Origin of the sequence: Solibacillus sp. FSL W7-1436, from assembly GCF_038007305.1 — a bacterium.
Taxonomy (GTDB): domain Bacteria; phylum Bacillota; class Bacilli; order Bacillales_A; family Planococcaceae; genus Solibacillus.
Genome location: NZ_JBBOWV010000001.1, coordinates 1629049 through 1652174, shown reverse-complemented (window position 1 = coordinate 1652174; position 23126 = coordinate 1629049). Strand labels below are relative to the sequence as shown.

The window sequence follows — 23126 nt, the reverse complement described above, 5'->3', positions numbered from 1 at the left end:
CAATTATATGCCCACATCACCGTTTAATTATTTTTGCATACCTAAAGCTGTTAAAATTTCTGTAATCGTTCCTTCTTGTTCTTCAAGGAATTTCGTGAAATCTTCGCCTACACGGAAGTCCTGTTCCCAGCCGTTACGCTCTAATTCAGCTTTCCATTCCTCTTTATCATTTAACTCTGTTAATTTTTCAACCCAATAATCCTTAGCTGTATCAGACATATCTTTCGGTCCGAAAATACCGCGCCAAATCGTAAACTCTGACTCAATCCCTAAGTCATATAATGTCGGGATTTCTTCCAGACCCTCAAGCGCTAATTTTTCTGGTGATGTAACTGCCAATACTCGAACGTCTCCACTCTTCACATAAGGTGTTACAGTTGAAATATCCGTTCCGATCGCATCGGCGTTATTTCCTAATAATGCTGCCATCGCTTCCCCGCCACCATCATAAGAAACATATTTTACTGCTTTAGGGTCAATGCCGTACTCGTATGCAGGTAAAATTGTAACTAAGTGATCCATTGAACCCGGAGCTGAACCGCCAGCCATTGTAAGTGCTGTCGGATCTGCTTTAACAGCATCCAATAAATCTGTTAACGTTTGGTATGGAGAATCAGCACGGACAACAATTGCACCAAAATCCTTTGTTAGCTGCGCTAAAGGTGTCGTATCTTTATAACCGTAAGGACTATTACCTTCCGCTTTTAAGTTATTAATTAAAATCGGCGGTGACTTTACCATTAACATATAATCGTTTTTAGCTTCTTTCGTTGCGTATGTTGCCATGAATACGGCACCGCCGCCACCTGGTTTATTTTCTACTGTTATTGGTTTTTCGATTAATTTTGTTTCGTTCATTACTTTTGCAATGGAACGAGATGTTAAATCCCATCCTCCGCCAGCCCCTGATGGTGCCACGATTGTTAAGTTGCTTGTTGGATAATCTTTGTCGCCTGATGATGTCCCCTCACTATCATTACAAGCTGCTAATGTAAGTGTTAACGCCGCTGCTGAAAATAAAGTTAGTAGCTTTTTTTTCAAAGTCATAAAATAGTCCCCCTTCTGTTTTACGCGTTATGTAAGCGTTATCTTAATTAAAAGTGATATTGTGTCTTTTTTATATATAACGAAACTATTGTCTTTTATTTTCATACTGGTTATATTGTTCATATTGTTCACGGCATAAAAAAAGAGCATGTCTTTTTTACGACATGCTCATGTTCATTTATTTTTTTATAAAGTATCTGCGCTCCGGTCTGCCAACGTACCCATAAATATGCTCAACAAAAATCACCTTTTCATCCATTAGATGTTCCAAATAACGCCTCGCTGTTGTTCTACTTATCCCTATTTCATTGCCAAGCTTTTCAGCAGTAATTCCTTCATCACAATTTTGAATATAGGTTACGACTTTTCCTTTCGTCACGGAATCAATGCCTTTTGGATTGCTTCCCTTATCAATTTCACCTGCATATGTAAGGTTATTCCACAATTTTTTAATATCTTCGGCCTGCAACCGGTCGGTGGAGTTTAAAATTGTTTTTTTCTCTTTATAGTTGAGAAGGCATTCAGTGAAACGCTGTAGTGTTAAAGGTTTTAATAAAAAATCAATCACACCGCTCGCATATGCTTTCTTTACAATTTCAACCTCCGCTGCTGCCGTAATTAAAATAATATCGGTATCCATATCTTTTTGCCTAATATAATCAATTAGTTCTGTCCCCAGGTTATCGGCAAAGTATATATCAAGCAAAATCAAGTCTGGTTTTATTGTATCCAGCCAAATTTTTGCCTCTTCAACTGTATGAGACATTCCTATCGTCTTAAAACCTTCAATTTGCTCAATGAACTTTTCATGTATTTGAGCAATACGGATATCGTCTTCAACGATTAATACTTCAATTGTATTCCCCATATTTCTCACCCCTCTTTTGGAATTGAAAAAATGAATAGTGCCCCTCCTAATTCTCCTCGTTCAATTGCGATTGAACCATTTAATTTCCTCAAGTTTTCATCGACAATATACAAACCGTAGCCACGATGTTCTTCGCCTTTTGTGGATTGCTTTTTTTCAAATATGCTGTGGATTACCTGTTCATCAATACCATTCCCTGAATCTTCAATTTCACAAATAACCTCTTTTTCATCTTCATAAATATAAATCCGTACAATACGCTCTTCTTCATCTAAATGCTCTACCGCTTCAAAGGCGTTCGTAACTAAATTTCCTAGGACTGAAATGAGTAAATGCTTTTCCAGATGTTGACCCAGTTTCCCACAAAAACTATCTTCATCTAGTAATAACGTAACTTTTAACTCTTTTGCTCTATTATAGAATCCTATGATTAAACCACAAATAAACGTATCTTGTATTTTTTCGTTCAAAAAGGATATTAGCGCATGGTTCCCAATTCGCTCAGAGTGAATTAAGTATAGTGCTTCATCATATTCCTTCAGTTGAATCAACCCTGAAATCGTGTATAAAAAGTTATTGTACTCATGTGTTTGCGCTCGAAGGGATTCGATATATTGTTTTACTTGTGATAGTTCATTTGCAACTAAGTCAATTTCTTCAAAAGGTCTAAAACTGGACACCGCACCGGTTACTTTCCCCTTATTAATAATCGGAACACGGTTTACTAAAGTTTTCACACCATTAATGGTCATCATCCGGTCTAATTGTTCGTGGCCAGAATCCATAACTTTAATTAAATGTGTATTCGGAATAACTTCACTAATATTTTTGCCTATCTCAGATTGTCCACTTCTTAAAATCGCCTTGGCAGATTGATTAATCAATGTAATATTACCGTTTCGATCAACCATAATAATTCCTTCTCGAATCGATTCTAATATAGCATTTCGCTCTGACAATATTTTTACAATTTCCTGCGGCTCGTAATCCAATAGCTGTGCTTTTGTTTTATTGGAGAAATAAGTGGCCAGGATAATCGATAATATAATGGTAATAAAAAATACTACTATTAAATACTTGGAATAAATAATATTTGCTGAAAAGATATCGGTAAATAAAAAGCCAACCGAAACGACACCGATGATTTTCCCGCTTTCATCTTTTACAGGCGCCTTACCGCGTAATGCTTTACCTAATGTCCCTTCCGCAATAGAAACGTAAACTTCTCCATCTATTAGTGCTTTGGCATTATCATCACCAACCATTTTTTCCCCGATTCGTTCTTTTACGGGGTGTGCATACCTGATTTCATTTTCATCTCCAATAACGACATATTCAGCATTGGCATTTTGTTGAAACTTTAGCGCAACTTCTTGAATTTCGGATGATGTTTGGGGTTGCTTCAGTCCTTCTATAATGGCTGGGTGTTCCGAGGCGACTTTTGCTATACCCAGTGCCCGCTCACCCATTTCCTTTTCTACAATTTCTCCGATAATAAAATAGGTTAAAAATAAACTTATGACTAAAATCATTATTGCTAGAATGGTATTATACTTAAAAAAACGAAAATTTAACGAGCTTCTTTCCATATGCTATTACCTCTATTTTTGGCAGTGATACTTTAGATGATTATATCATAAGAATATTCCATTAATTCTAACAATTAAGAAAAGTGGCTGTAGTACATGGTCAATATACTCGATTACAGTACTCGGCGGAAAATGACTAAGCCACTTGGCGCCGAATAATTAACGGCACCAAATGGCTACATTGTCCTTTTTATAAAGTAAGCTTAATTACTAACTATCTCTTCCATTTATCACTCGCTTTGAAATTATAAACCGGTGTCACGTGGTTCTGGATTGTCACCGTTTCTCCAATTTGATCGACGATTTCCTGCATCGGCTTATAGGCCATTGGTGCTTCGTCGAGCGTTTCTTCACTTACCGAAGTTGTCCAAATTCCTTGCATCGTCTGTTTGAAATCATCCATCGACAAGTTTTTCATTGCGGCTGTCCGCGAGTAAATCCGGCCTGCTCCATGTGGGGCGGATTCGTTCCAGTCAGCATTCCCTTTTCCGATACAAATAAGAGAACCGTCCCGCATATTCATCGGGATGACAAGCTTTTCATCCTTTGCCGCGCGCACTGCCCCTTTACGCAAAATCATAGCATCCGTATCAATATAATTGTGTACGGAATCAAACTGCTCCGCGAACTCCCACTTCATCTTTTCCGCGATTGTCTTGGCAATATGGATCCGGTTTTCATGAGCGAAACGCTGTGCCAGTTTCATATCTGCAATATAATCCTGGAACAGTTCACCTTCTAAATAAGCCAAATCCTTTGGCACAATCGGATTTTCATTCTTATAGGCTTTAATCATTTTCTGAATTTCTCTGCTGTTTCCTGCTTCTTTCAGTGCCGCAATTCTTTCGGATAAATCTTCGCGCTGTAATGACTCAAATGCACGCTTCTGATGCCAGTTTGCCACCTTTGCCCCGACATAGCGCGAGCCCGTATGGATCAATAAATAGTGAACGCCCGTCTCATCTTTTGCAAGTTCGATAAAATGATTGCCGCCGCCCAATGTACCTAGCGAGCGTCCTGTATACTCATTTTGCAGGCCACGTGCGATGAAGTTTTCATTGGCAAAACGTTCTGCGTCTTTTAGATTGTGTGCCGTTTCATGAATTTCATTGCCGCTCGGTACAAAACGCCGGATTGTTGTATCGAGTTCATTAAAATCAATTTCGCCTTTACCGATTTCCGATACAAGTACCCCACATCCTACATCAACACCGACGAGGTTCGGTACGACGCGGTCATTCAACTGAATCGTTGTACCGATGACACAGCCTTTTCCGGCATGATAGTCGGGCATAATCCGCACTTTTGTTCCTTCCATAAACGACTGATTGACGAGTTCATCAATTTGCTGAATTGCCGCTTCCTGCGGTGTGTTCGTATAAATTTTCGCGTTTGTATATTTCCCGTTAATTTCGATCAATGCTGTTCACGCCTTTCTCTTTTATACTGAGTACTGCGAATATAAGAAATGCCACCCCGATATAGCTTCCAAGTAGGAAGATTGCGGAGCCTCCGTTAACAAAACCGAATGACAATTCCGATTGCAGCCCAACTGTATCTGGTGCGAATTGCGGCTTGAAGAAAAATGTTTGAACTAAGCCGATTAACAGCTGTGCAGCGAAATATAAAATATGTAAGAGCAGTGCCCCGATGAATGCGAAAAGAATTTTACGTTTCATGCCAGACCTCCCTTTGCGAAAGTAATTGTTACTATTTACGATTGGAGGCGAGAAGAAGTTTCATAAATTTTTCCTTTTATAGCAGCCGGCTTTTATTAGAAGATTTAGAAGTATATTAGAAGTAACGAAGGTGATATTTGAAACTTTCGGCGCTATATTCGAAAATCGGGGATCGATATTAGATGATCTATATGTTTTATTAGAAAATGACCGGTTTATTAGAAACTTGGGGACGGATATTAGACAATCTCTTAACTTTATTAGAAAATCAAACCTCTCCTTAATAAAAAACGGACCGTTCGAAAAGCGCTTACACTTTTCAAACAGTCCATTACCCTCACTATTACAAATGAACAAATCTCGATACCAGCATCGTTAAAAACGCGTACACTCCGGCTTTTACCGTCTGCAATTCACGTGTATCACGATGCGGATCGACACAGACGAAATCCATACCTTTTACCATTTCGTACTTCCCTACTTCATACAGCAAATCGAACAGCTCATCTGTCCGCATGCCGCCTGGTGTGGAGGCAGGAACTCCAGGTGCGTAGGCAATATCAAGTACGTCCATATCTACCGTCACGTAAACAAGATCCACTTTACCAGAAAGCTCCTCCATGATATTCGCGATTACGGCCTCCGCGCCACGACGACGGAAATCCTTTAATGTAATACGATTTACCCCATAATGGTCTGCGGTCCTAATAAGGCTCGGGGCATTGTAAAAACCGTGCAGCCCGATATTGTACACATCTTCGCCTCGTACTACCCCAGCGTCCAGCAGCTGGCGGATCGGCGTGCCGTTTGTCGGTCCGTCTGATTCAGTATCACGTAAATCCAGATGGGTATCGAACTGCAAAATACCGATTTGTTTGCCGGAATTACCGGCAAATGCTCTTACAACCGGTGCAGTAATGGAATGATCGCCTCCAATTTGTACATAGAAGCTATCAGGGCAATCATTCAATACATCCGTCATCGCCTGTTCGATATTTTCATGACACTCTAAAATATTCGTACCGTGCATTTTCACATCACCGACATCAGCGACCCGCAATTCACGAATATCAACATCTTCATCGATCGAATACGTCGTAAACAGATTCCAGCTTTTACGGAAAAAATCCGGATATTCCGAAGCTGCGGAAGCACTGATCGACGAGCGGGACAGCGGGACCCCTGTTATGACAACATCAAAGGATTCCGAAAGCTCCCCATAGCTCGGGACAATCCAGTCCTTTACCTTCATGTCTTCAGATTCCGCCCGATTCCAAGAAGTTGCCGGGCTTACTAGAAAAGCGCTCACAGTAAGCTGCCACCTTTCACAACGACGTTTCCTGCTTTAATAACAGTGTCTGTATGATTCATCCCGTAAAAATATTGAAGCTGCTTATAATTCGGGACGTCCAAAATCAGTACATCTGCCTGTTTTCCTTTTTCGAGCGTACCGACCTGGTCGGCGCGTTTTATCGCATGGGCAGCATTGATTGTCGTTGCACAAAGCACTTCTTCCATCGTCATTCCCATGTTCATGCATGCTAAATTTTGAATGAACGGCAAGCTGATCGTTGGAGACGAGCCTGGATTAAAGTCAGTTGAAATCGCTACAGGTACGCCACTATCGACCATCAGGCGGCCTCTTGCATACGGTGCGCGTAAAAAGAAGGCAGTTCCCGGCAAGAGCACAGCAATCGTCCCGGCCTTTGCCATTGCAGCAATTCCTTCATCTGAAGCAACGAGTAAATGCTCTGCAGAGATGGCCCCGACTTCAGCAGCGAGTTCGGCACCTTCATACGGCTCGATTTCATCTGCATGAATTTTCGGTGTCAGCCCATATGCTTTCCCCGCTTCCAAAATCAGGCGGGATTGCGCAGGTGTGAATACCCCTTTTTCGCAAAAGACATCATTGAACTCCGCAAGCTCCAGCTCCGCCACTTTCGGAATCATCTGCTCGATAATAATTTTTACGAATTCATCTTCATTACCTTTAAATTCTTTCGGAACAGCATGTGCACCCATAAAAGTCGAAACAATATCGACCACATGCTCTGCCTGCAGTTTTTTCACAACCTCAAGCTGTTTCATTTCATTTTCAAGATCAAGGCCATAGCCCGATTTTGCTTCAACCGTCGTAACACCGTGACGCAAAAACTCGTTTAAGTGCTGAACGGTTTTGTCATATAAATCATCAAAACTCGCTTCACGTGTTTTTGTCGTCGTATAGTGAATCCCGCCGCCTGCATTCATAATATCCATATAGGACCTTCCGGCAAGGCGCATATTCAGCTCATGTTCACGAGTCCCTCCATGCACTAAATGTGTATGGCAGTCAACAAGGCCGGGCATGACAATCTTCCCTCGTGCATCAATTACCTCGGCATCGCTTACTAGATGCGGATATTCCTGCTTTATCTCATCAAGAGGTGCAATCATTGCGATACGGTCGCCTTCGATTAATACACTTACCTCTTTTTTCAGGCCGAGCTCGCTCATCTGCTCACGTCGGCGCGGTAACTTCACATCACATTCCATTGTTAATACTTCATTTGCATTGTTTATTAAAATAGCCAAAGTTCATCATCCTTTTAGCATCGGCATATTGATACCTTTTTCTTTTGCTGTGCGAACTGCAATGTCGTAGCCTGCATCTGCATGGCGTACAACCCCCATACCCGGGTCTGAAATAAGCACGCGATTGATCTTTTCTGCTGCCAGCTTTGTGCCGTCAGCTACAAGTACTTGGCCGGCATGCTGCGAATAACCCATTCCTACACCGCCGCCATGATGGATGCTCACCCAGCTTGCACCACCTGCCGTATTGACGAGCGCATTTAATAATGGCCAGTCTGATACAGCATCCGATCCGTCCCGCATCCCTTCTGTCTCACGGTTTGGCGAAGCGACGGATCCGGAGTCCAAATGATCGCGGCCGAATACAATCGGCGCTTTCAATTCACCGTTTGCGACCATCTCGTTCACTCTTAGGGCAAAGCGGTGACGGTCGCCATATCCCAGCCAGCAAATTCGGGCAGGTAAGCCTTGCCATTTCACCATTTTTTGTGCCATGTCAATCCAGTTTACTAATGCTGTATCTTCAGCAAACATTTCCTTCGCCAAAGCATCCGTTTTGTAAATATCCTCCGGGTCGCCTGACAGTGCTGCCCAGCGGAACGGTCCTTTTCCTTCACAGAATAACGGGCGAATATATGCAGGTACAAAACCAGGGAAATCAAAAGCATTTTCCACACCCATTTCCTTTGCATACGCACGGATATTGTTTCCGTAGTCGAATGTTTCCGCACCTGCCTGCTGGAATTCAAGCATTGTCCGTACATGCTCTGCCATTGTTTCCTTTGCACGGCGCTCATATGTTTTCACATCCGTTTTGCGCAATTGAAGTGCTTCCTCCAACGTCATCCCGTTTGGAATATAGCCGTTGATCGGGTCATGGGCAGATGTCTGGTCTGTCACGAAATCCGGGATCATGCCGCGGTTTAACAGCTCGCGGTTAATGTCCGCACAGTTTCCGACTAAACCAATTGATGCCGGTTCTTTTGCAGCTGTTAACTTATTAACAAGTTCAATCGCCTCATCTACTGTTTCGACAAGGTAATCACAGTAGCCTTCATTTATTTTACGTTCGATTCGTGCACGGTCCACTTCAACAACTAAAATGACCGCTCCCGCCATTTTTCCCGCTAATGGCTGGGCACCACTCATACCACCCATACCACCAGTCAATATCCACTTACCACGCAGGTCGGCAGTTCCAAACTTCTTTTTCCCGGCTTCTACAAAACTTAAATACGTGCCTTGCAAAATTCCTTGTGCCCCGATGTAAATCCATGAGCCCGCCGTCATTTGCCCGTACATCATTAAGTTGCGCTCTTCCAGCTCATAGAAATGGTCCCAATTCGCCCAGCCAGGCACCAGATTCGAGTTGGCGATCAGTACGCGCGGTGCATTTTCATGTGTTCTGAACACTGCGACCGGTTTTCCGGACTGCACAATCATCGTTTCGTCATTTTCCAGTTCTTTTAATGTTGCAATGAGTTTTTCATAGCTTTCCCAATCACGTGCCGCTTTTCCGATACCGCCATATACAACCAGCTCATCAGGATTTTCCGCTACTTCCGGGTCCAGATTGTTCATCAGCATGCGCATTGCCGCTTCCTGTGTCCACCCTTTACATGAAAGCTCGGAACCACGTGGTGCACGGATGTTTGTTTTATATACCATAAAAATCTCTCCTTTAATTTGAAGTTAGAATAAGATAAATGCTATTGGCGTAACGATAATGAGTGTTAAGACAACTCGTTCAAACCAGATAATGAGCATCTGGCGAATTGATAACGGGATGTCTGTCGATAAAATAACCGGAATGACAGCTGAGAAGAATAAAATAGCTGAAATCGAAATAACGGCTACGATAAACTTCGTTACAAGAACTGCTTCGGTTACAATCATTGCCGGTAAAAACATTTCCGCAATCGATAATGACAGTGCTTTAGCTGTCAGCATCGGATCTGGAATTTGCAGTAAATACGTAAATGGCGCGAAAATATATGCCAGCCAGTCAAACAGCGGTGTATAAATCGCCAATACCATTCCTAATAGTCCAATGGATAAAATGGATGGGATGACCCCCATCGCCATAATAAAGCCTTCTTTTAAATGGATGTATAAATTTCTAGGTAAAGACGGGTTTGTCTTTGTTGCTTCTACCGCTTCTGCCCAAGCAACTTTTAAACGATCCGTTTTTACGATCTTTTCAGGCTGAGGTGTCGAGCCTTCATAATATTCATCTTTAATTTTGTTTAACGGATAAATCCGAGCTGTAATTGCAGTAACGACGAATGTCACAACCAATGTCACCCAGAAAAATAAGTTCCAGTATTCCATTAAATCCAGTGTTTTCGCGACGACTACCATAAAAGTAGCCGACACTGTAGAGAAGCCTGTCGCAATAATGGCAGATTCTCTTGCTGTATATTTTCCTTCCTTATACACACGGTTCGTCAATATTAAGCCTACCGAGTAGCTGCCCACAAACGAGGCTACCGCATCGACTGCTGAACGGCCAGGCGTTTTGAAAATCGGTTTCATTACCGGCTGCATGAGTACCCCTATAAATTCAAGTAAGCCATAGCAAACGAGCATTGCCAGGAATACCGATCCAATCGGAATGACCAGACCCACCGGCTTAATAAGTTTCTCTAATAAAAATGGACCGATATCCGGATTAAACAACCATGCCGGACCAAATCCAAAAATAAGCATAACCCCGGCAACAAGTCCGCCCAATTTAAAAATCGATAACACCATGTTTACTTTTGTGGTATTCCACTTTTTAGTGACAAATGGATAAAATGCACCTAGTACTAAAAGAATCAACACATACCCGTTTACTAGCGTTGGTGCGAATGTCGTGAAAGCACTTACGATATGGTCGATTAAAATCGATGTTTTCCCATTCCATTCAAATGTGATAAAAAAACTAAAAATTCCGATTAAACTGCAAAACACCATTTTCATGAAAATGCTCACTTCAAACTGTCCAACTTTTGGCAGTTCCTGTTCCTCCTGGTACTTTGTCATCCCACCACTCCTTTGTAATTTCCATTTTAATTTTCTTTCAATTCGGAATAAATAGAATAAAAACACCGATTATAGTAATATTTGAATAAAGTAAAATTAGTTTGAGTGATTTATAGAATTTATATATGAATTAGTAGTTTTTAAAGGTGGTGTTCGATTGAAAATTTTAATTGTTGAGAGGGATTTTGAAGAAATTGCAGGAATTGAATGGTATTTAAAAAATTATTTCATGCGGAATATTGAAGTAATTGGTGCAACAGATGGAAGTAATATAATTGAAACTTTTGATGAAACAAGGCCGGAAGTACTTCTTATTGAGATGGAACTAGTTTCTCCTTCTGTAGAGCAGTATTTACAAAAGCAGGTGATTCCCGTTATCGGTATTACAGCGGAACCTATTTTTCAGCAGGCAATGAAAGCAATCCGCTTAAAGGCAATCGATCTTTTTGTAAAGCCCGTACCGTTGGAGCAGTTAAAATCCGCTTTGCTGAAAATCCCTTCGAATAAGACGGCAGCAAGCCCAAGCAGTACGATTCCAGTGGAAACGCAGTTATATGCGGATTTGTATTTAAATAAGCCCGGAAACTTCTCTTTAGACGGAAAGGCCTTCTTTTTAATGGAGTGTGCAGATTACGAGCATAATTTAATGCTGTATGAATGGCTTATTGAACTGCCTATTTTTCATAATCTTTTAGCCTTGCCTCTGCAAAATCGGGTAATTTGTATTGTGGATATCGATGTTTTTACCAATCTATTCAGACAGCTTCGAATCATGAGCCTGGAATGGGAGAAATTCAGTGGGGAATCGCTGAACATTGCTGTTTATGATGGTAAGGAAACAACATTGATGGCAATGTATCAAGCATGCAAAAAAACGTTGACGCAGCGCTTTTATAAAGGGTATTCCCATATTTTTAAGAGCTCGCAAACCCTTCATGTGACGAGGCTTGATCCGCTTTTAACTCCAGAGGAACAGCAGCTTTGGATTACAAGTCTTGAAAACGGCGATTTAAAAGCGATTAAGGCGTTTCTATATACGCTGACAAAAGGTAATACCTATTACCATCAGGATGATGTGCGCATTCATTTGACGAGTATTTTAGCACAAATCCGCCGTTTTATGATGAAGTATCATCTGCAGCAGCAAGCGAAAATGGAACAGCACTACCGCGCACTGTTCCATTTTATTTTAGAGCATCCGATTTTATATGCGATTGTGCAGGAGTTCATTTTATTTACACAGAGGCTGATCGATGCGAAGAAAAATTTGCAGCAACAGCAGATTGCCGATTATACGGAGCTGGCTGTCGAAATAATCGAGCGCGACTATAATAATGCCGAGCTGACATTACAGCATACGGCGGATGAATTAAATATAAGCACCAATTATTTGAGCAATGTATTTTCAAAAAAACGCGGTATTCCGTTCCGGAAATATTTGCAGCAGTATCGTGTACAGCAAGCCGAAAAGTTATTGATAGAAACGAGTTTGGGCATCGGGACAATTGCGGAAATGGTCGGATTTACGGACGGCAATTACTTCACTAAAGTATTTCGGGAATACTATCAGTTAACCCCTTACCGCTACCGTTTGCAGGTGAGGAAGACAGCCGGGAATTCTGTTTAGGACAATAAAAAATACCTGGGCACATATTGGCCTAGGTATTTGTATATTATACAGACGCTGTAGCGCGAACGGATAACCCGAAATCCATATCAGCTGCGGTTTGTTTCAAATTATAATAGTCTCTTAGCTTTTCAACGATTTCAGTTGGCGGTTTTTCATTATAATAGCCGACACGTGTCATCGTCATTCCACTTACCTTCTGCAGATCGACAAGTGATTCGCACATTTTAATTCCTGTGCCAAAAGAATCGATAATCGGGACATTGCCGACATGGTGGATATGGTGAGTTGCCAGGAATATATTCATTGGCCCTTCACCCGGTATAATGACATCCGCGCCTTGCGCAATTGCTATTTCAGCCGCTGCAATGAATTTATCAATGATTGGCTGAGGGTTTTTATAGCCTTCCATAATATCGTAAAATCCGATGTCTGCCTGTACGATCGGTCCAAGCTTTTGCGCCAGCCCGTATTGCTGTGCATTGAAACGCAGCTGATCGGCTAACGGTGCCAGGAAATTGACGATTCCGATTTTCGTACCAAGCATTGACGCCATATGCATCGAAGCCTGTCCGTACCCGATAACCGGAATATCAACAAGTGCACGCGCCTCGATTAAGCCGACGTCCGGAATCGTTCCGATGAACACCGCATCATAGCCCGCTTTTTCCGCGATTAATGCATTGCGGATGAACTGCTCCTTATGCAAGTTTTGCAAATAGTTGTACGTAATATAGTGACCCGGATAATTTTCAGGGTACGTATCATTCGTCATGCCGTGAAGGACGACATCTACATCTGGACGCGCAATTTTTAAAATATGCTGAATGACCGCATCGCGATATTCCGGAATATCTTCAATTGATGTTAAGCTTTGGTGCCAAATTTTCATTTAAGTACCTCCTGCTTGTTTGCTTGTATTGCCGTTCTTGCAGCTATGCGACCAAAAATTGCGGCTTTTCCCAACGAGCTCCCAGTCATATAACCCGCTCCGTGGAAACCTCCCACCATTTCGCCTGCAGCAAATAAACCTTTGATCGGTTCTCCGAATGGATCGAGTACATGCGCCTGTTCATCGACTTGGACACCTGCATACGTAGCAAGCATCGCTGTCGCTGTTTCCATCATATAAAACGGTGCAGTTTCGATTGCCATTGGGGTACCGAATTTATGTGTGAGCGATGTGCGGCCAAATGCTGTATCCCGCCCTTTTTTCACATCCGAATTATAAGTGGAAATCGTTTGCTTTAATGCGTCAACCGGCAGACCTGCCTTCTCTGCCAGCTGTTCGATTGTGTCAAAGCTTTCAATTAAACCTTCTCTGTAAAGTAAATCAAAATCGTAAAGTGCATCATTAGCGACACTTTTGTCCATGACCGTCTGATCCCATACCTGATAGCTTAGGCAATTCGGTTGCTGTAATGCTGCATCACCAAGCAGCTTATATGAAATCGATTCATTCACGAAGCGCCTTCCTAGTTCGTTAACGATAATGCCGCCTTTATAAAACGTATGGGCCTGCCGCTTTTTATCGTTTGTCGATGTTGGATGAAAACCGTATGTGCCCTTCAAATACGTAAAGTCTTCCAGCCATGCCCCTGCCGAAGCAGCAAGTTTAATCCCGTCACCTTTATTACCGGCACCACCGAGACGAACAGTGTTGGCCAGCTGCGGAGCAAACTGTGCCAGCAGCTCTTCACTTTGGGAAAAACCGCCCGCTGTTAACAGGACACCGTAATCCGTTGTAAGTTCGATCTGTTCACCGTTCTCTTCGTATACAACACCAACTACTTGCTCGTTGTCCTTTAGTAATCGTACAACAGGTGCATTCGTTTTAATTACTGCGCCGTTTGTTTCAGCATTTGCACGTAAGTGGCCAATCGCCTGGCTAGGAATGATCGTATGTCCGCGCGGGTTGGAATGTCCGCTAACAGCTTGGCATGTCTGGAATTGTACTCCCTGTTCGACAAGCCAGTTGTATGTAGCAAGCTGATGTTCGCCATATGCTTCAATGAGTTTACGTTTGTTTTTATAATGACCTACAGCAAGAAAATCTTCCATCAAGCTTTCTGTCGTATCTTCTATACCGAGCCTCTTCTGAAAATCCGTCTCGGCAAATGCCATAAAACAGCCGCTTAATAAAGAACTGCCGCCAATTTCAGCTTGTTTTTCCAGAACAATGACCTTTGTGCCAGCAGCAGAAGCCTCTACCGCCGCACAAAGTCCTGCCATACCCGCACCAACAATTATAAGGTGGTCACGGCTCATGCGTACTACGCCTCCTTAACTGTTTCGGCCAACAGTTCAAGAGCGGCTTCACAAACTTGCATATCATGTGTATAGTGACCGCCGCTTACACCGATTCCTCCGATGCATTCACCATCTAATTGGATCGGATAGCCCCCTCCGAAAATAACAAGGCGATTTGTGTGTACAAGACCTTCCATTAGTGGCGGATCATCTTTTAAACGGTCGTACCATTCATGTGTAGCACGATTATACGCAGCCGCTGAGAATGCTTTATTTTGTGAGATTTCCAGCGCTAATACCGGTGCACCATCCATAGCTGAAAATGCTTTTAAATTCCCGGCTTTGTCAACGATTGAAATCGCGAACTTCATGCCCAGCTCTTTCCCTTTCTCCTCTGCCTTCTCTAGCATCTTCTTTGCTAAATCTAAAGTCACTGTGTTTTGTCGGAATGAATATGTTAATTCTGTCATTTTAATATCCCCTTTTTATTGTTATTTAGCTAAACCTACCGGTGCACCAAATCCGAAAGCTTCAACTGAAGTAGCAGTAATGGCGCGGCTTTTCGGCAGTACAAGGTCGACGATGACATTGGCAATATCAATGGCATCCAACCAGCCGTCTTTATTCAAGTTTGCTCCGAGATCATTGGTCATTTGTGTATCAACCGGCCCCGGGCAAACAGCGTTTACACGTATCCCGTATGGTTTTAGTTCTTCACCCAATGCTTTTGAAAAACCGATTACCGCATGTTTGGAAGAAATATAGGCACTGCGGTTTGGACCGCCTTTCGTTCCCCAGATCGAAGAAATATTGATGATCGACCCTGTACGTCTTTCAATCATCGACGGAACCGTTTCATAGCAGAAGTAGTACGGTCCATGGACATTGATGTCGTGTATTTTAATCCATTCATCGGGCGTTGTTTCCGTAAATGGCTTCAATGCCATCGCCCCTGCATTATTGATCAATATATCGATCGGTCCAAGTTCGGATGCGACAACCGCCACAGCTTCCTGGACTTGTGCATAATCAGAAACATCGCATTTAATCCCGATTGCCGGGACATTATATTTTGTTTCAATGAGCTGCTGCACTTCCGCACACTCTTGTTCATTACGCGCACAGACAGCAACTTTCGCACCTTTTGAAGCTAATAATAAGGCAGCCTCTTTGCCGATGCCCCGGCCTCCGCCAGTCACAAGCGCTACTTTACCTAGTAATTCCATATGAGCCTCCTATTGATAAGACTTTTCCTTTTCCGCAATATAGCGCACCGCATCATGGCCGGCACGGCGACCGAATACTAAGCAGCGCAGCACAGATGTGCCACCAGGATATTTGCCGTAATACACACCTGAAGTTTCGCCTACAGCATAAAGGCCCGGAATCGCTACATCATCACCTGTTACGACACGGCCATTTAAATCTGTCGCTAATCCGCCATTTGTAAATACGTTGCAGCAAATAATCGGATACGCAATAAACGGACCTTCATTGATCGGGATGGACCAGTTCGATTTATTTAGCGCCAAGCCTGTTGTTGCAAGGCCATCGACCCGGTTATAAATGAATTCACCTGTTGGACAGGCTGCATTGAATTCATCGATTGTGTGCTTTAAGTTTTCGGCATTCACACCGATTTGATTTGCGATATCTTCAATCGTTTCTCCGACAATTGCCGGGATATCGGTTTGCAGCGCCTCTTCATAATTCGGGATGTTATACATTTTCTGATCGGTAATCATGTAGGCGATGTGGTCTTCGCATTCGTAAAAGATTTTACGTGCCACTTCCTCATACTGCTCATCAATTGTCGTAACACCTTCATCTGTAAAGCGTTTTCCCTGCTTATTCACGAGGACAGCATACGGGAACAACATAACGCCCGCTTCTTCACGTTTACTGCGAGGGTCAACAGTTTCGGCATGGAAAGCATCGAACTGCCCTTTTCCCGCAGCTCCGATATTTAGTGCCATACGGATTGCTTCGCCTTTGTTGAACAGACCGCCTTCGGATACCGGGGGAATCTTATGTGCATCCGGGCCGATATACTGCGCCATCATTTCCTTATTTCCCTGGAAACCGCCTGCACCTAAAATGACCGCACTTGTTTTCAGTACCATCGACGTCCCGTCAGCCATACGTACTTTAATGCCATTGACCGCCCCTTCATCATCGAGCGTTAAATCCCATGCTGTTGTTTCGTAAATGATTTCCACACCTAGAGCACGTGCGCGTAAAGTGAGTGCATCAATAATCGCGCGCCCTCCGCCAATCGGTAACAGGCGGGGTCTCGATGCTGTCAAAAACATCGTCGGCAAATAATCAAAATCAACACCTTTTGACTCTACCCAGCGCAATGTTTCTCCTGCTTCATCACGTAATGTTTCGGCATAGGCACGATCCATGAATGAATCCGAAAAAGAGACCATATCCTCAACAAGACCATCTGCCGGCTTATCGATATTTTCCATACGCATATAAGCAGCCGTCCAGCGTGTATTTCCGCCGCGCTGTTCAAAAGGCGCACGCTCTAAAATGGCAATCGTTAAATTTTCATTTTGTTCCTTCGCTCGTTCAGCTGCAGCCAATGCAGACGCTGTTCCTGCTGCACCGCAACCGACAATGACTAAATCATAATCCACTCCACTCATATCAACACCATCTTCCCGAATATTAAGAATATTGTTTTTCCAGTTGTTGAATTTCTTTTAATTTAAACAGTTCCTGGCGCTGTTCCCATGTACAAATGACATCATGAATATTTTCCTGGCTTTCATCACGCATTAAAATCTGCATGGCATCCGTAGCACCTTTAATCGCACCGCGTAAAGCCGAATTCGCACAAAGCATAATCTGGAATCCTAAATTTTGCGCTTCCTGACGTGATACTAAAGGCGTTTTACCACCTTCTACAAGGTTGATAATATGCGGAATACCCGTTACCTCTTTTGTAATACGCGACAGTTGCTCATAATTAGTTGGCGCTTCCACAAAAATCGCGTGTGCCCCTGCCTCTTTATAAGCGTTTGCCCGTTCAATCGCTTCATCAAAACCGAGGACACCTAATGCATCTGTACGCGCAATGATTGCTAGCTGATCATCGGTACGCGCATCAAGAGCAGCTTTAATTTTTCCGACCATTTCATCCTTTGGAATCACTTCTTTACCATTGAAATGACCGCATTTTTTCGGCATAACCTGGTCTTCGATCTGCAATGCAGCCGCACCCGCTTTTTCCAGCACCTTTACCGTCCGCTGCATGTTGATGGCATTCCCGAAACCTGTATCGGCATCAACCACTATCGGAATCGTTGTCACTTCACTCATCCAGGAAACGACCTGGGCGATTTCCGTTAAAGTTGTCAGTCCTACATCCGCCCAGCCAAGCTGAGCATTTGAAATACCGGCCCCTGTTGCATAAATGGCCTTAAATCCGGTTTCTTCAATAATGCGGGCGGTCATTGCATCAAAGGCGCCCGGCAAAATAAATGTGTCTTTACCTGCTAATAACTGTTGAAACATCTCTGTTTTTTTCAAGGTTAACCAGCCTCTCAACTAATTTCTTGGTATTTTTGGGTTGCGCGTTGATGGAAATAAATCAAACAATCCTCAATATTCAAATCATGGTGGAAAATAATATTCTTGGCATTTTTCACATAAACTTTTTGCGAAATCGCGCGCTTGCCGGCCAAAATCGTGACATAGTATTCTCCGCATTGAGGAAGTGTATAGTAGTCGTGCAAACCATATTTCATCGAGTACTGAACGCTATACGGTTTTCCTAATAACGCTGTTACTTCCTCGACATAGCCCCGTTTCAGCTTTTCACGAATGCATGTCGAGCTCACCTTTTCACCTGAAATGGCAAAACGCTTTACAACATCGACTATAATTTTCGAGTCGCTGTCCGACTGGATTGTAGCAATCGAGCCGGCTCCTTTCGCTCCATACGTATAGTCAAAACCTGCTACAGCATACTGCACTTGAAGCCCCATTAAATACTGTTGGACAAATTCCTTCGGCAGAAGAGCAGCAAACGATTTCGTAAAATCCACAATATAGAACAAATCGACACCTAATGACCGAAAGCGCTCGGCTTTTTTCTCCATCGGCATTAAATAGTCTACTTCTTCATTTGAAAAGACCGTTTTCGGATGGGGGAAAAAACTCATCACAGCCAATTTCAATCCTTTTTTCTGGGCTTTTTTACGGGCTGCTAAAATCACATGCTGATGACCTTTATGCACACCATCAAAAAATCCTAATGCCATTACTGCCGGTTCACTGTTTTGCTGGACAATCGGTAGATTTTTTTCGTTTACGATAATTGTTTTCATGCTTCTTCACAACCTTTCTAAAATGTCGTAATTTAGTGGTTTACTAGGTTCTCACCTTGCTTCAATCGTAATATTATTTAAGTCTTTATCCTGCACACTGTCGCCCCAATATGTATTACTCAAGGCACGTTCTTCCAATGTCCACTCTACCGGTTCCCAATCCGGTTCGAATATTAAGTAACCGCCCGAGAATAATTCCACACGGCAACCACTTCCGGGATCCATTACATATAAATAGATTGCCTGAGATACACCATGTTTACCTGGACCGATAAACGGCAGATTGTTTTCTTTTAAAATATCTGCAGCACGTAGTATGTCCTGTGTATCATCCAGCCAGTACGAGATGTGGTGCAGACGGGCCGGTGTTGGAAGCGTTTCCTTTTTTATCATCGCCACATCATGCACAAGGGGTGTCACACTCATCCAGCCTGCCAAAATGCCGTCATCGCCGCGTACATATTCACGCATATTGAAACCGAGCACTTCCATTAAAAATTCATAGGATTCATCTACATCTGTCGTCGTATGGATGTTTACATGATCAAATCGACGAGGCGAAATCCCTTTATTCCATGATTTATATACTTGGTTCTTCAGAATCGAAGCTTTATCCGATTCAGCTTTTGATTTTTCAACGTCATAATAGAGTTCAAATGTATGGCCGCTCGGTAATTGAAAGCGGATCGAATCACCAATGCCCGGTGTGGTGCCTTTTGGATATTCCTGAACATCTATCCCTTCCTCTTCTAAAAGTTCTTTGAAGCCTTGAACACAATCAGCTGTTTTTGTACGCCAGCCGATATGTTTGACGTGGGGACTTTCACCGGCTTCAACGCTCAATGTATGATGCTGGAAATCACTGTAGGCACGCAAATAGTGAACACCGTCAATTTCCGTTGTTTCTTCCAATCCAATAATCTCTTTAAAGAAAACTAATGACTTTTCCAAATCTGTTGACACTAAAGCAACATGGCCTAATTTAGCAATTTCTGGTGCCAATACAATTCCCCCTCAAAATGATGAATATGAGTAACCTGTATAAGGTTGTTATTGTTTTCAATGTTACAAAATGTACTTTTTGATATCTAGGAAACTTTTATTCAGAAAAATCTAACTTTTAGTAAAAAATTACCGAATTTGAAGAATCACTTCCGCTTTTCGCCAGCATAAATTCATAAGGTAATACACCTTTCGCTTTTATCGGAAACTGCAGTAAATACCCTGCTAGCGGTTCCTCTTTAACCTGTGCTTCCGGCAATGCTTCATAGGCAGTTGTAACATATAGTTGGTCCAAATTTTTCCCGCCGATTGTGCAGGAAGTGATATGGGAAACAGGAATTATGAATTCTTCTTTAATGTGCTGTTCCTGTGGATCGATACATACAACACGGGTTTGTTCCTTACTCGTTTTTGCCATTAGACCACTTTTAAATAAAGTTACATATAAATTGCCTTCACTATCGATCGTCATGCCAGCAGGATACCCTTCGTCCATTTTGAAAGTATAAACAACCTTTTCAAATAGCAGCTGTCCGCTTTCAGCTAATTCATATTGAAAGATTGCGTGTTTCGACGAATCGATATGATAAAATTTATTTGTTTTGCGATCCCACTCCAAACCATTCGATATCGCGACTTTTGATAAATGTGTCTGAATTTTGCCTTCTGCATCGATGGAAATCAACTTTGCATTTTCGAATGGATAGTTGGAAAATGCGGTTTGAGGTGTTTCTTTGAATTTCTTAAAAAAACCATCTGAAGAGCCTACCCATAGTCGTCCATCCGGTCCACATTTAGAATCGTTTAAAAAATGTATTTCAGACAGATCCGGCGGCAAAACAAATGGTTTTTTCAGACCTAATTTAAAATTGATTAAATAGAGGCCGTCTTTATAAACTCCAATAAACTGACCATCTGTAGTCGGGATGATTGATTGAATCCATCCCATAGCATCGTACACATCTTCTTTTTCCGTTTCCGGTTTGAATGTGATGATTTTTTTATTCGCAATATCAAGCCAAATTACACCGTATGCCCGATGCCAGATTGGACCGTCTGCAAATTTCGCGCGGTATTTCCCACAAATCTTCATGCGCTCACCTTCTCTATCTATATAAGTATTTAAAAATATGAGATGAATAAAAAGCTACCTCATTGGTATTAAGGTAGCAGTTAAAAATTATTGTTTTTTTTCATATATAACTGTATTGTGACCACAGCCTTTTATTATTTCCGCAAACTCTGTGCCACTTCATAAATTAAATCTTCCTGTCCGCCGACTGTTTTACGGCGGCCCAGCTCAACTAGAATATCGCGTTCATCTACACCGAATTGTTTGGAAGCTTTTTCGGTATGGAGTAAGAAGCTGGAGTACACCCCTGCATATCCCATAATCAGGCTTGAACCTGAAATTTCCTGCGGACGCGGTAAAATAGGTGCGACGATGTCATTTGCCGCATCGATAATATTGTACAGATCAACACCTGTCTGAATGCCCATACGCTGCAATACCGCAACTAATACTTCGGTTTGTGTATTGCCGCTGCCTGCCCCTAATGCACGTAATGATCCGTCAATATAGGTAGCGCCCGCTTCGATTGCCGCTAAAGAATTCGCCATAGCCAGCGACATATTATTATGTGCGTGGAAGCCGATTTCACAGCCGATATTTTCTTTCAATGCACGAATTCGTTCGGTTACTTGATCCGGTAATAGGTAACCTGCAGAATCTGTCACATACACGATTTCCGCACCGTAACTTTCAAATAGTTTAGCCTGCTCGACAATGACGCTTGTCGGAGCCATATGGGCCATCATCAGAAATCCCGCAGTTTTCAGTCCCAATTCACGGCTATAGGCAATATGCTGTGCTGAAATATCCGCCTCTGTCACATGTGTTGCAACACGTGCCATCTTTGCGCCCACATTCACTGCATTTTTTAAATCATCCTTAATTCCGATACCGGGAATAAGTAGGACAGCCACTTTTGAATCGGTACATTCAGCGGCAGCAGCTTCGATTAACTTCAGCTCGTCCACAGCTGACAGACCGTACTGCAAGCTCGATCCGCCTAAGCCATCACCATGTGCGACTTCAAAATACTCTACACCCGCCTGATTTAATCCTCTTGCAATGTCACGTACTTGCTGCTCGGAATACTGGTGCTTCATGGAGTGACTGCCGTCTCGCAACGATACGTCTAAAATATGAATGTCTCTCATCGCACAACCGCTCCTTGCGCTATTAGATTTTTGGCTAATTTATTTGCCACACGTGCAGCAGCTGCCGTCATAATGTCCAAGTTACCTGAATACGGCGGGAAGAAATCGCCAATCCCTTCCACTTCCAATAAAACCGATACTTTATTCCCTTCAAAAATCGGTTCACCACATAGACTGTAGCCCGGGACGTATGTTTTTACTTCCTCAATCATCTCTTTAATAGAAGCGCGGATTTCATCTTCTTTCCCTGTCTCCGCTACGAGTGCATGGACTGTATCACGCATCATAATCGGCGGTTCTGCCGGATTTAAAATGATAATTGCTTTCCCTTTTTTTGCACCGCCGACAACTTCGATCGCATTTGCCGTTGTCCGTGTAAATTCATCGATATTCGCTCGTGTACCCGGGCCTGCACTTTTACTTGCGACAGTTGCTACGATTTCTGCATAATCAACTGGCACAACACGGGAGATCGCCGCCACAATCGGAATCGTTGCCTGGCCGCCGCAAGTTACCATATTGACATTGTCCTTTTCAAAATGCTCACTTAAATTTACCGGCGGAACAGTGAACGGTCCGATTGCTGCCGGTGTTAAATCAATCATCTTTTTACCTGCAGCTTTTACAACCTCGTAGTTTTCCTTGTGAGCATAGGCGCTCGTCGCATCAAAGACGATATCAACTTCTTCTAACTGTGTTTTAAACCCTTCAATACCATTTTCAATTGCGATATAGCCCCGGTCGCGTGCACGTGCCAAACCTTCCGACTGCGGATCAATCCCTACCATGACCGCCATCTCCAGTGCATCACAACGCTCAATTTTATACATTAAATCCGTACCGATATTCCCGGAACCGATGATGCCTACTTTTAACTTCGTCAATTTGCTCACCTCAATC

Annotated in this window: 21 protein-coding genes; 1 reads left to right on the top strand and 20 read right to left on the bottom strand. The window is 42.7% G+C overall.

The annotated features are described in order from the left end of the window. Positions 1–27 precede the first annotated feature (27 nt). From MKX73_RS08300 to MKX73_RS08260, 9 genes are all read right to left on the bottom strand, one after another. On the bottom strand, positions 28–1047 hold the full coding sequence (locus MKX73_RS08300) for a Bug family tripartite tricarboxylate transporter substrate binding protein (RefSeq protein ID WP_340717026.1): 1020 nt from the start codon (positions 1045–1047) through the stop codon (positions 28–30). A 178-nt stretch (positions 1048–1225) separates the two neighbouring features. Then, on the bottom strand, positions 1226–1915 hold the full coding sequence (locus tag MKX73_RS08295; RefSeq protein ID WP_340717025.1) for a response regulator: 690 nt from the start codon (positions 1913–1915) through the stop codon (positions 1226–1228). Between the two features lie 5 nt (positions 1916–1920). Continuing rightward, positions 1921–3504 carry a sensor histidine kinase gene (locus tag MKX73_RS08290; protein ID WP_340717024.1) on the bottom strand — a complete coding sequence of 528 codons (1584 nt, stop codon included), beginning with the start codon at positions 3502–3504 and terminating at the stop codon, positions 1921–1923. A gap of 214 nt (positions 3505–3718) precedes the next feature. After that, a complete protein-coding gene (locus tag MKX73_RS08285; protein WP_340717023.1) occupies positions 3719–4924 on the bottom strand; it encodes an RtcB family protein in 1206 nt (401 codons plus the stop codon). After that, positions 4911–5183, bottom strand: coding sequence for a hypothetical protein (locus tag MKX73_RS08280; RefSeq protein WP_340717022.1), 273 nt, complete (start codon positions 5181–5183; stop codon positions 4911–4913). Before MKX73_RS08280 ends, MKX73_RS08285 begins: the two co-directional genes overlap by 14 nt. A 343-nt stretch (positions 5184–5526) precedes the next feature. Beyond that, on the bottom strand, positions 5527–6492 hold the full coding sequence (locus MKX73_RS08275) for an agmatinase family protein (protein WP_340717021.1): 966 nt from the start codon (positions 6490–6492) through the stop codon (positions 5527–5529). Then, positions 6489–7718: an imidazolonepropionase gene (gene hutI, locus MKX73_RS08270; protein ID WP_340718869.1), complete on the bottom strand. Its 1230-nt coding sequence runs from the start codon at positions 7716–7718 to the stop codon at positions 6489–6491. The genes MKX73_RS08275 and hutI overlap by 4 nt, the downstream gene beginning before the upstream one ends. Positions 7719–7763: 45 nt before the next feature. Then, positions 7764–9425, bottom strand: a complete 1662-nt coding sequence (gene hutU, locus MKX73_RS08265; RefSeq protein ID WP_340717020.1) for a urocanate hydratase — start codon at positions 9423–9425, stop codon at positions 7764–7766. Positions 9426–9449: 24 nt separating this feature from the next. Further along, positions 9450–10784, bottom strand: coding sequence for a YjiH family protein (locus MKX73_RS08260; protein WP_340717019.1), 1335 nt, complete (start codon positions 10782–10784; stop codon positions 9450–9452). 157 nt (positions 10785–10941) lie between these two features. On the opposite strand from MKX73_RS08260, the gene MKX73_RS08255 reads away from it, so the two are divergent. Beyond that, positions 10942–12411 (top strand): response regulator transcription factor, encoded by a 1470-nt coding sequence (locus MKX73_RS08255; protein WP_340717018.1) that lies wholly within the window; start codon positions 10942–10944, stop codon positions 12409–12411. Positions 12412–12457: 46 nt separating this feature from the next. Here MKX73_RS08255 and MKX73_RS08250 read toward each other — a convergent pair whose 3' ends face one another. From MKX73_RS08250 to MKX73_RS08200, 11 genes are all read right to left on the bottom strand, one after another. Continuing rightward, complete coding sequence (locus MKX73_RS08250; RefSeq protein WP_340717017.1) at positions 12458–13303, bottom strand: aspartate/glutamate racemase family protein; 846 nt, start codon at positions 13301–13303, stop codon at positions 12458–12460. Further along, entirely contained in the window at positions 13300–14679 is a 1380-nt protein-coding gene (locus MKX73_RS08245) for an FAD-dependent oxidoreductase (protein ID WP_340717016.1), read from the bottom strand. Before MKX73_RS08245 ends, MKX73_RS08250 begins: the two co-directional genes overlap by 4 nt. A 5-nt stretch (positions 14680–14684) precedes the next feature. Then, positions 14685–15131 (bottom strand): GlcG/HbpS family heme-binding protein, encoded by a 447-nt coding sequence (locus tag MKX73_RS08240; protein WP_251690492.1) that lies wholly within the window; start codon positions 15129–15131, stop codon positions 14685–14687. Between the two features lie 21 nt (positions 15132–15152). Beyond that, positions 15153–15887 (bottom strand): SDR family NAD(P)-dependent oxidoreductase, encoded by a 735-nt coding sequence (locus MKX73_RS08235; RefSeq protein ID WP_340717015.1) that lies wholly within the window; start codon positions 15885–15887, stop codon positions 15153–15155. 9 nt (positions 15888–15896) lie between these two features. Beyond that, complete coding sequence (locus tag MKX73_RS08230; RefSeq protein ID WP_340717014.1) at positions 15897–17315, bottom strand: FAD-dependent oxidoreductase; 1419 nt, start codon at positions 17313–17315, stop codon at positions 15897–15899. Between the two features lie 22 nt (positions 17316–17337). Next, entirely contained in the window at positions 17338–18201 is an 864-nt protein-coding gene (locus MKX73_RS08225) for an isocitrate lyase/PEP mutase family protein (RefSeq protein WP_340717013.1), read from the bottom strand. A gap of 14 nt (positions 18202–18215) precedes the next feature. After that, positions 18216–19001 (bottom strand): FAD synthetase family protein, encoded by a 786-nt coding sequence (locus MKX73_RS08220; RefSeq protein WP_340717012.1) that lies wholly within the window; start codon positions 18999–19001, stop codon positions 18216–18218. A 51-nt stretch (positions 19002–19052) separates the two neighbouring features. After that, positions 19053–20003 carry a VOC family protein gene (locus MKX73_RS08215; RefSeq protein WP_340717011.1) on the bottom strand — a complete coding sequence of 317 codons (951 nt, stop codon included), beginning with the start codon at positions 20001–20003 and terminating at the stop codon, positions 19053–19055. Between the two features lie 118 nt (positions 20004–20121). Then, positions 20122–21096 carry an SMP-30/gluconolactonase/LRE family protein gene (locus MKX73_RS08210; protein WP_340717010.1) on the bottom strand — a complete coding sequence of 325 codons (975 nt, stop codon included), beginning with the start codon at positions 21094–21096 and terminating at the stop codon, positions 20122–20124. Between the two features lie 134 nt (positions 21097–21230). After that, positions 21231–22226, bottom strand: a complete 996-nt coding sequence (gene dmpG / locus MKX73_RS08205) for a 4-hydroxy-2-oxovalerate aldolase (RefSeq protein WP_340717009.1) — start codon at positions 22224–22226, stop codon at positions 21231–21233. Continuing rightward, entirely contained in the window at positions 22223–23110 is an 888-nt protein-coding gene (locus tag MKX73_RS08200) for an acetaldehyde dehydrogenase (acetylating) (protein WP_340717008.1), read from the bottom strand. Before MKX73_RS08200 ends, dmpG begins: the two co-directional genes overlap by 4 nt. Positions 23111–23126 lie beyond the last annotated feature (16 nt).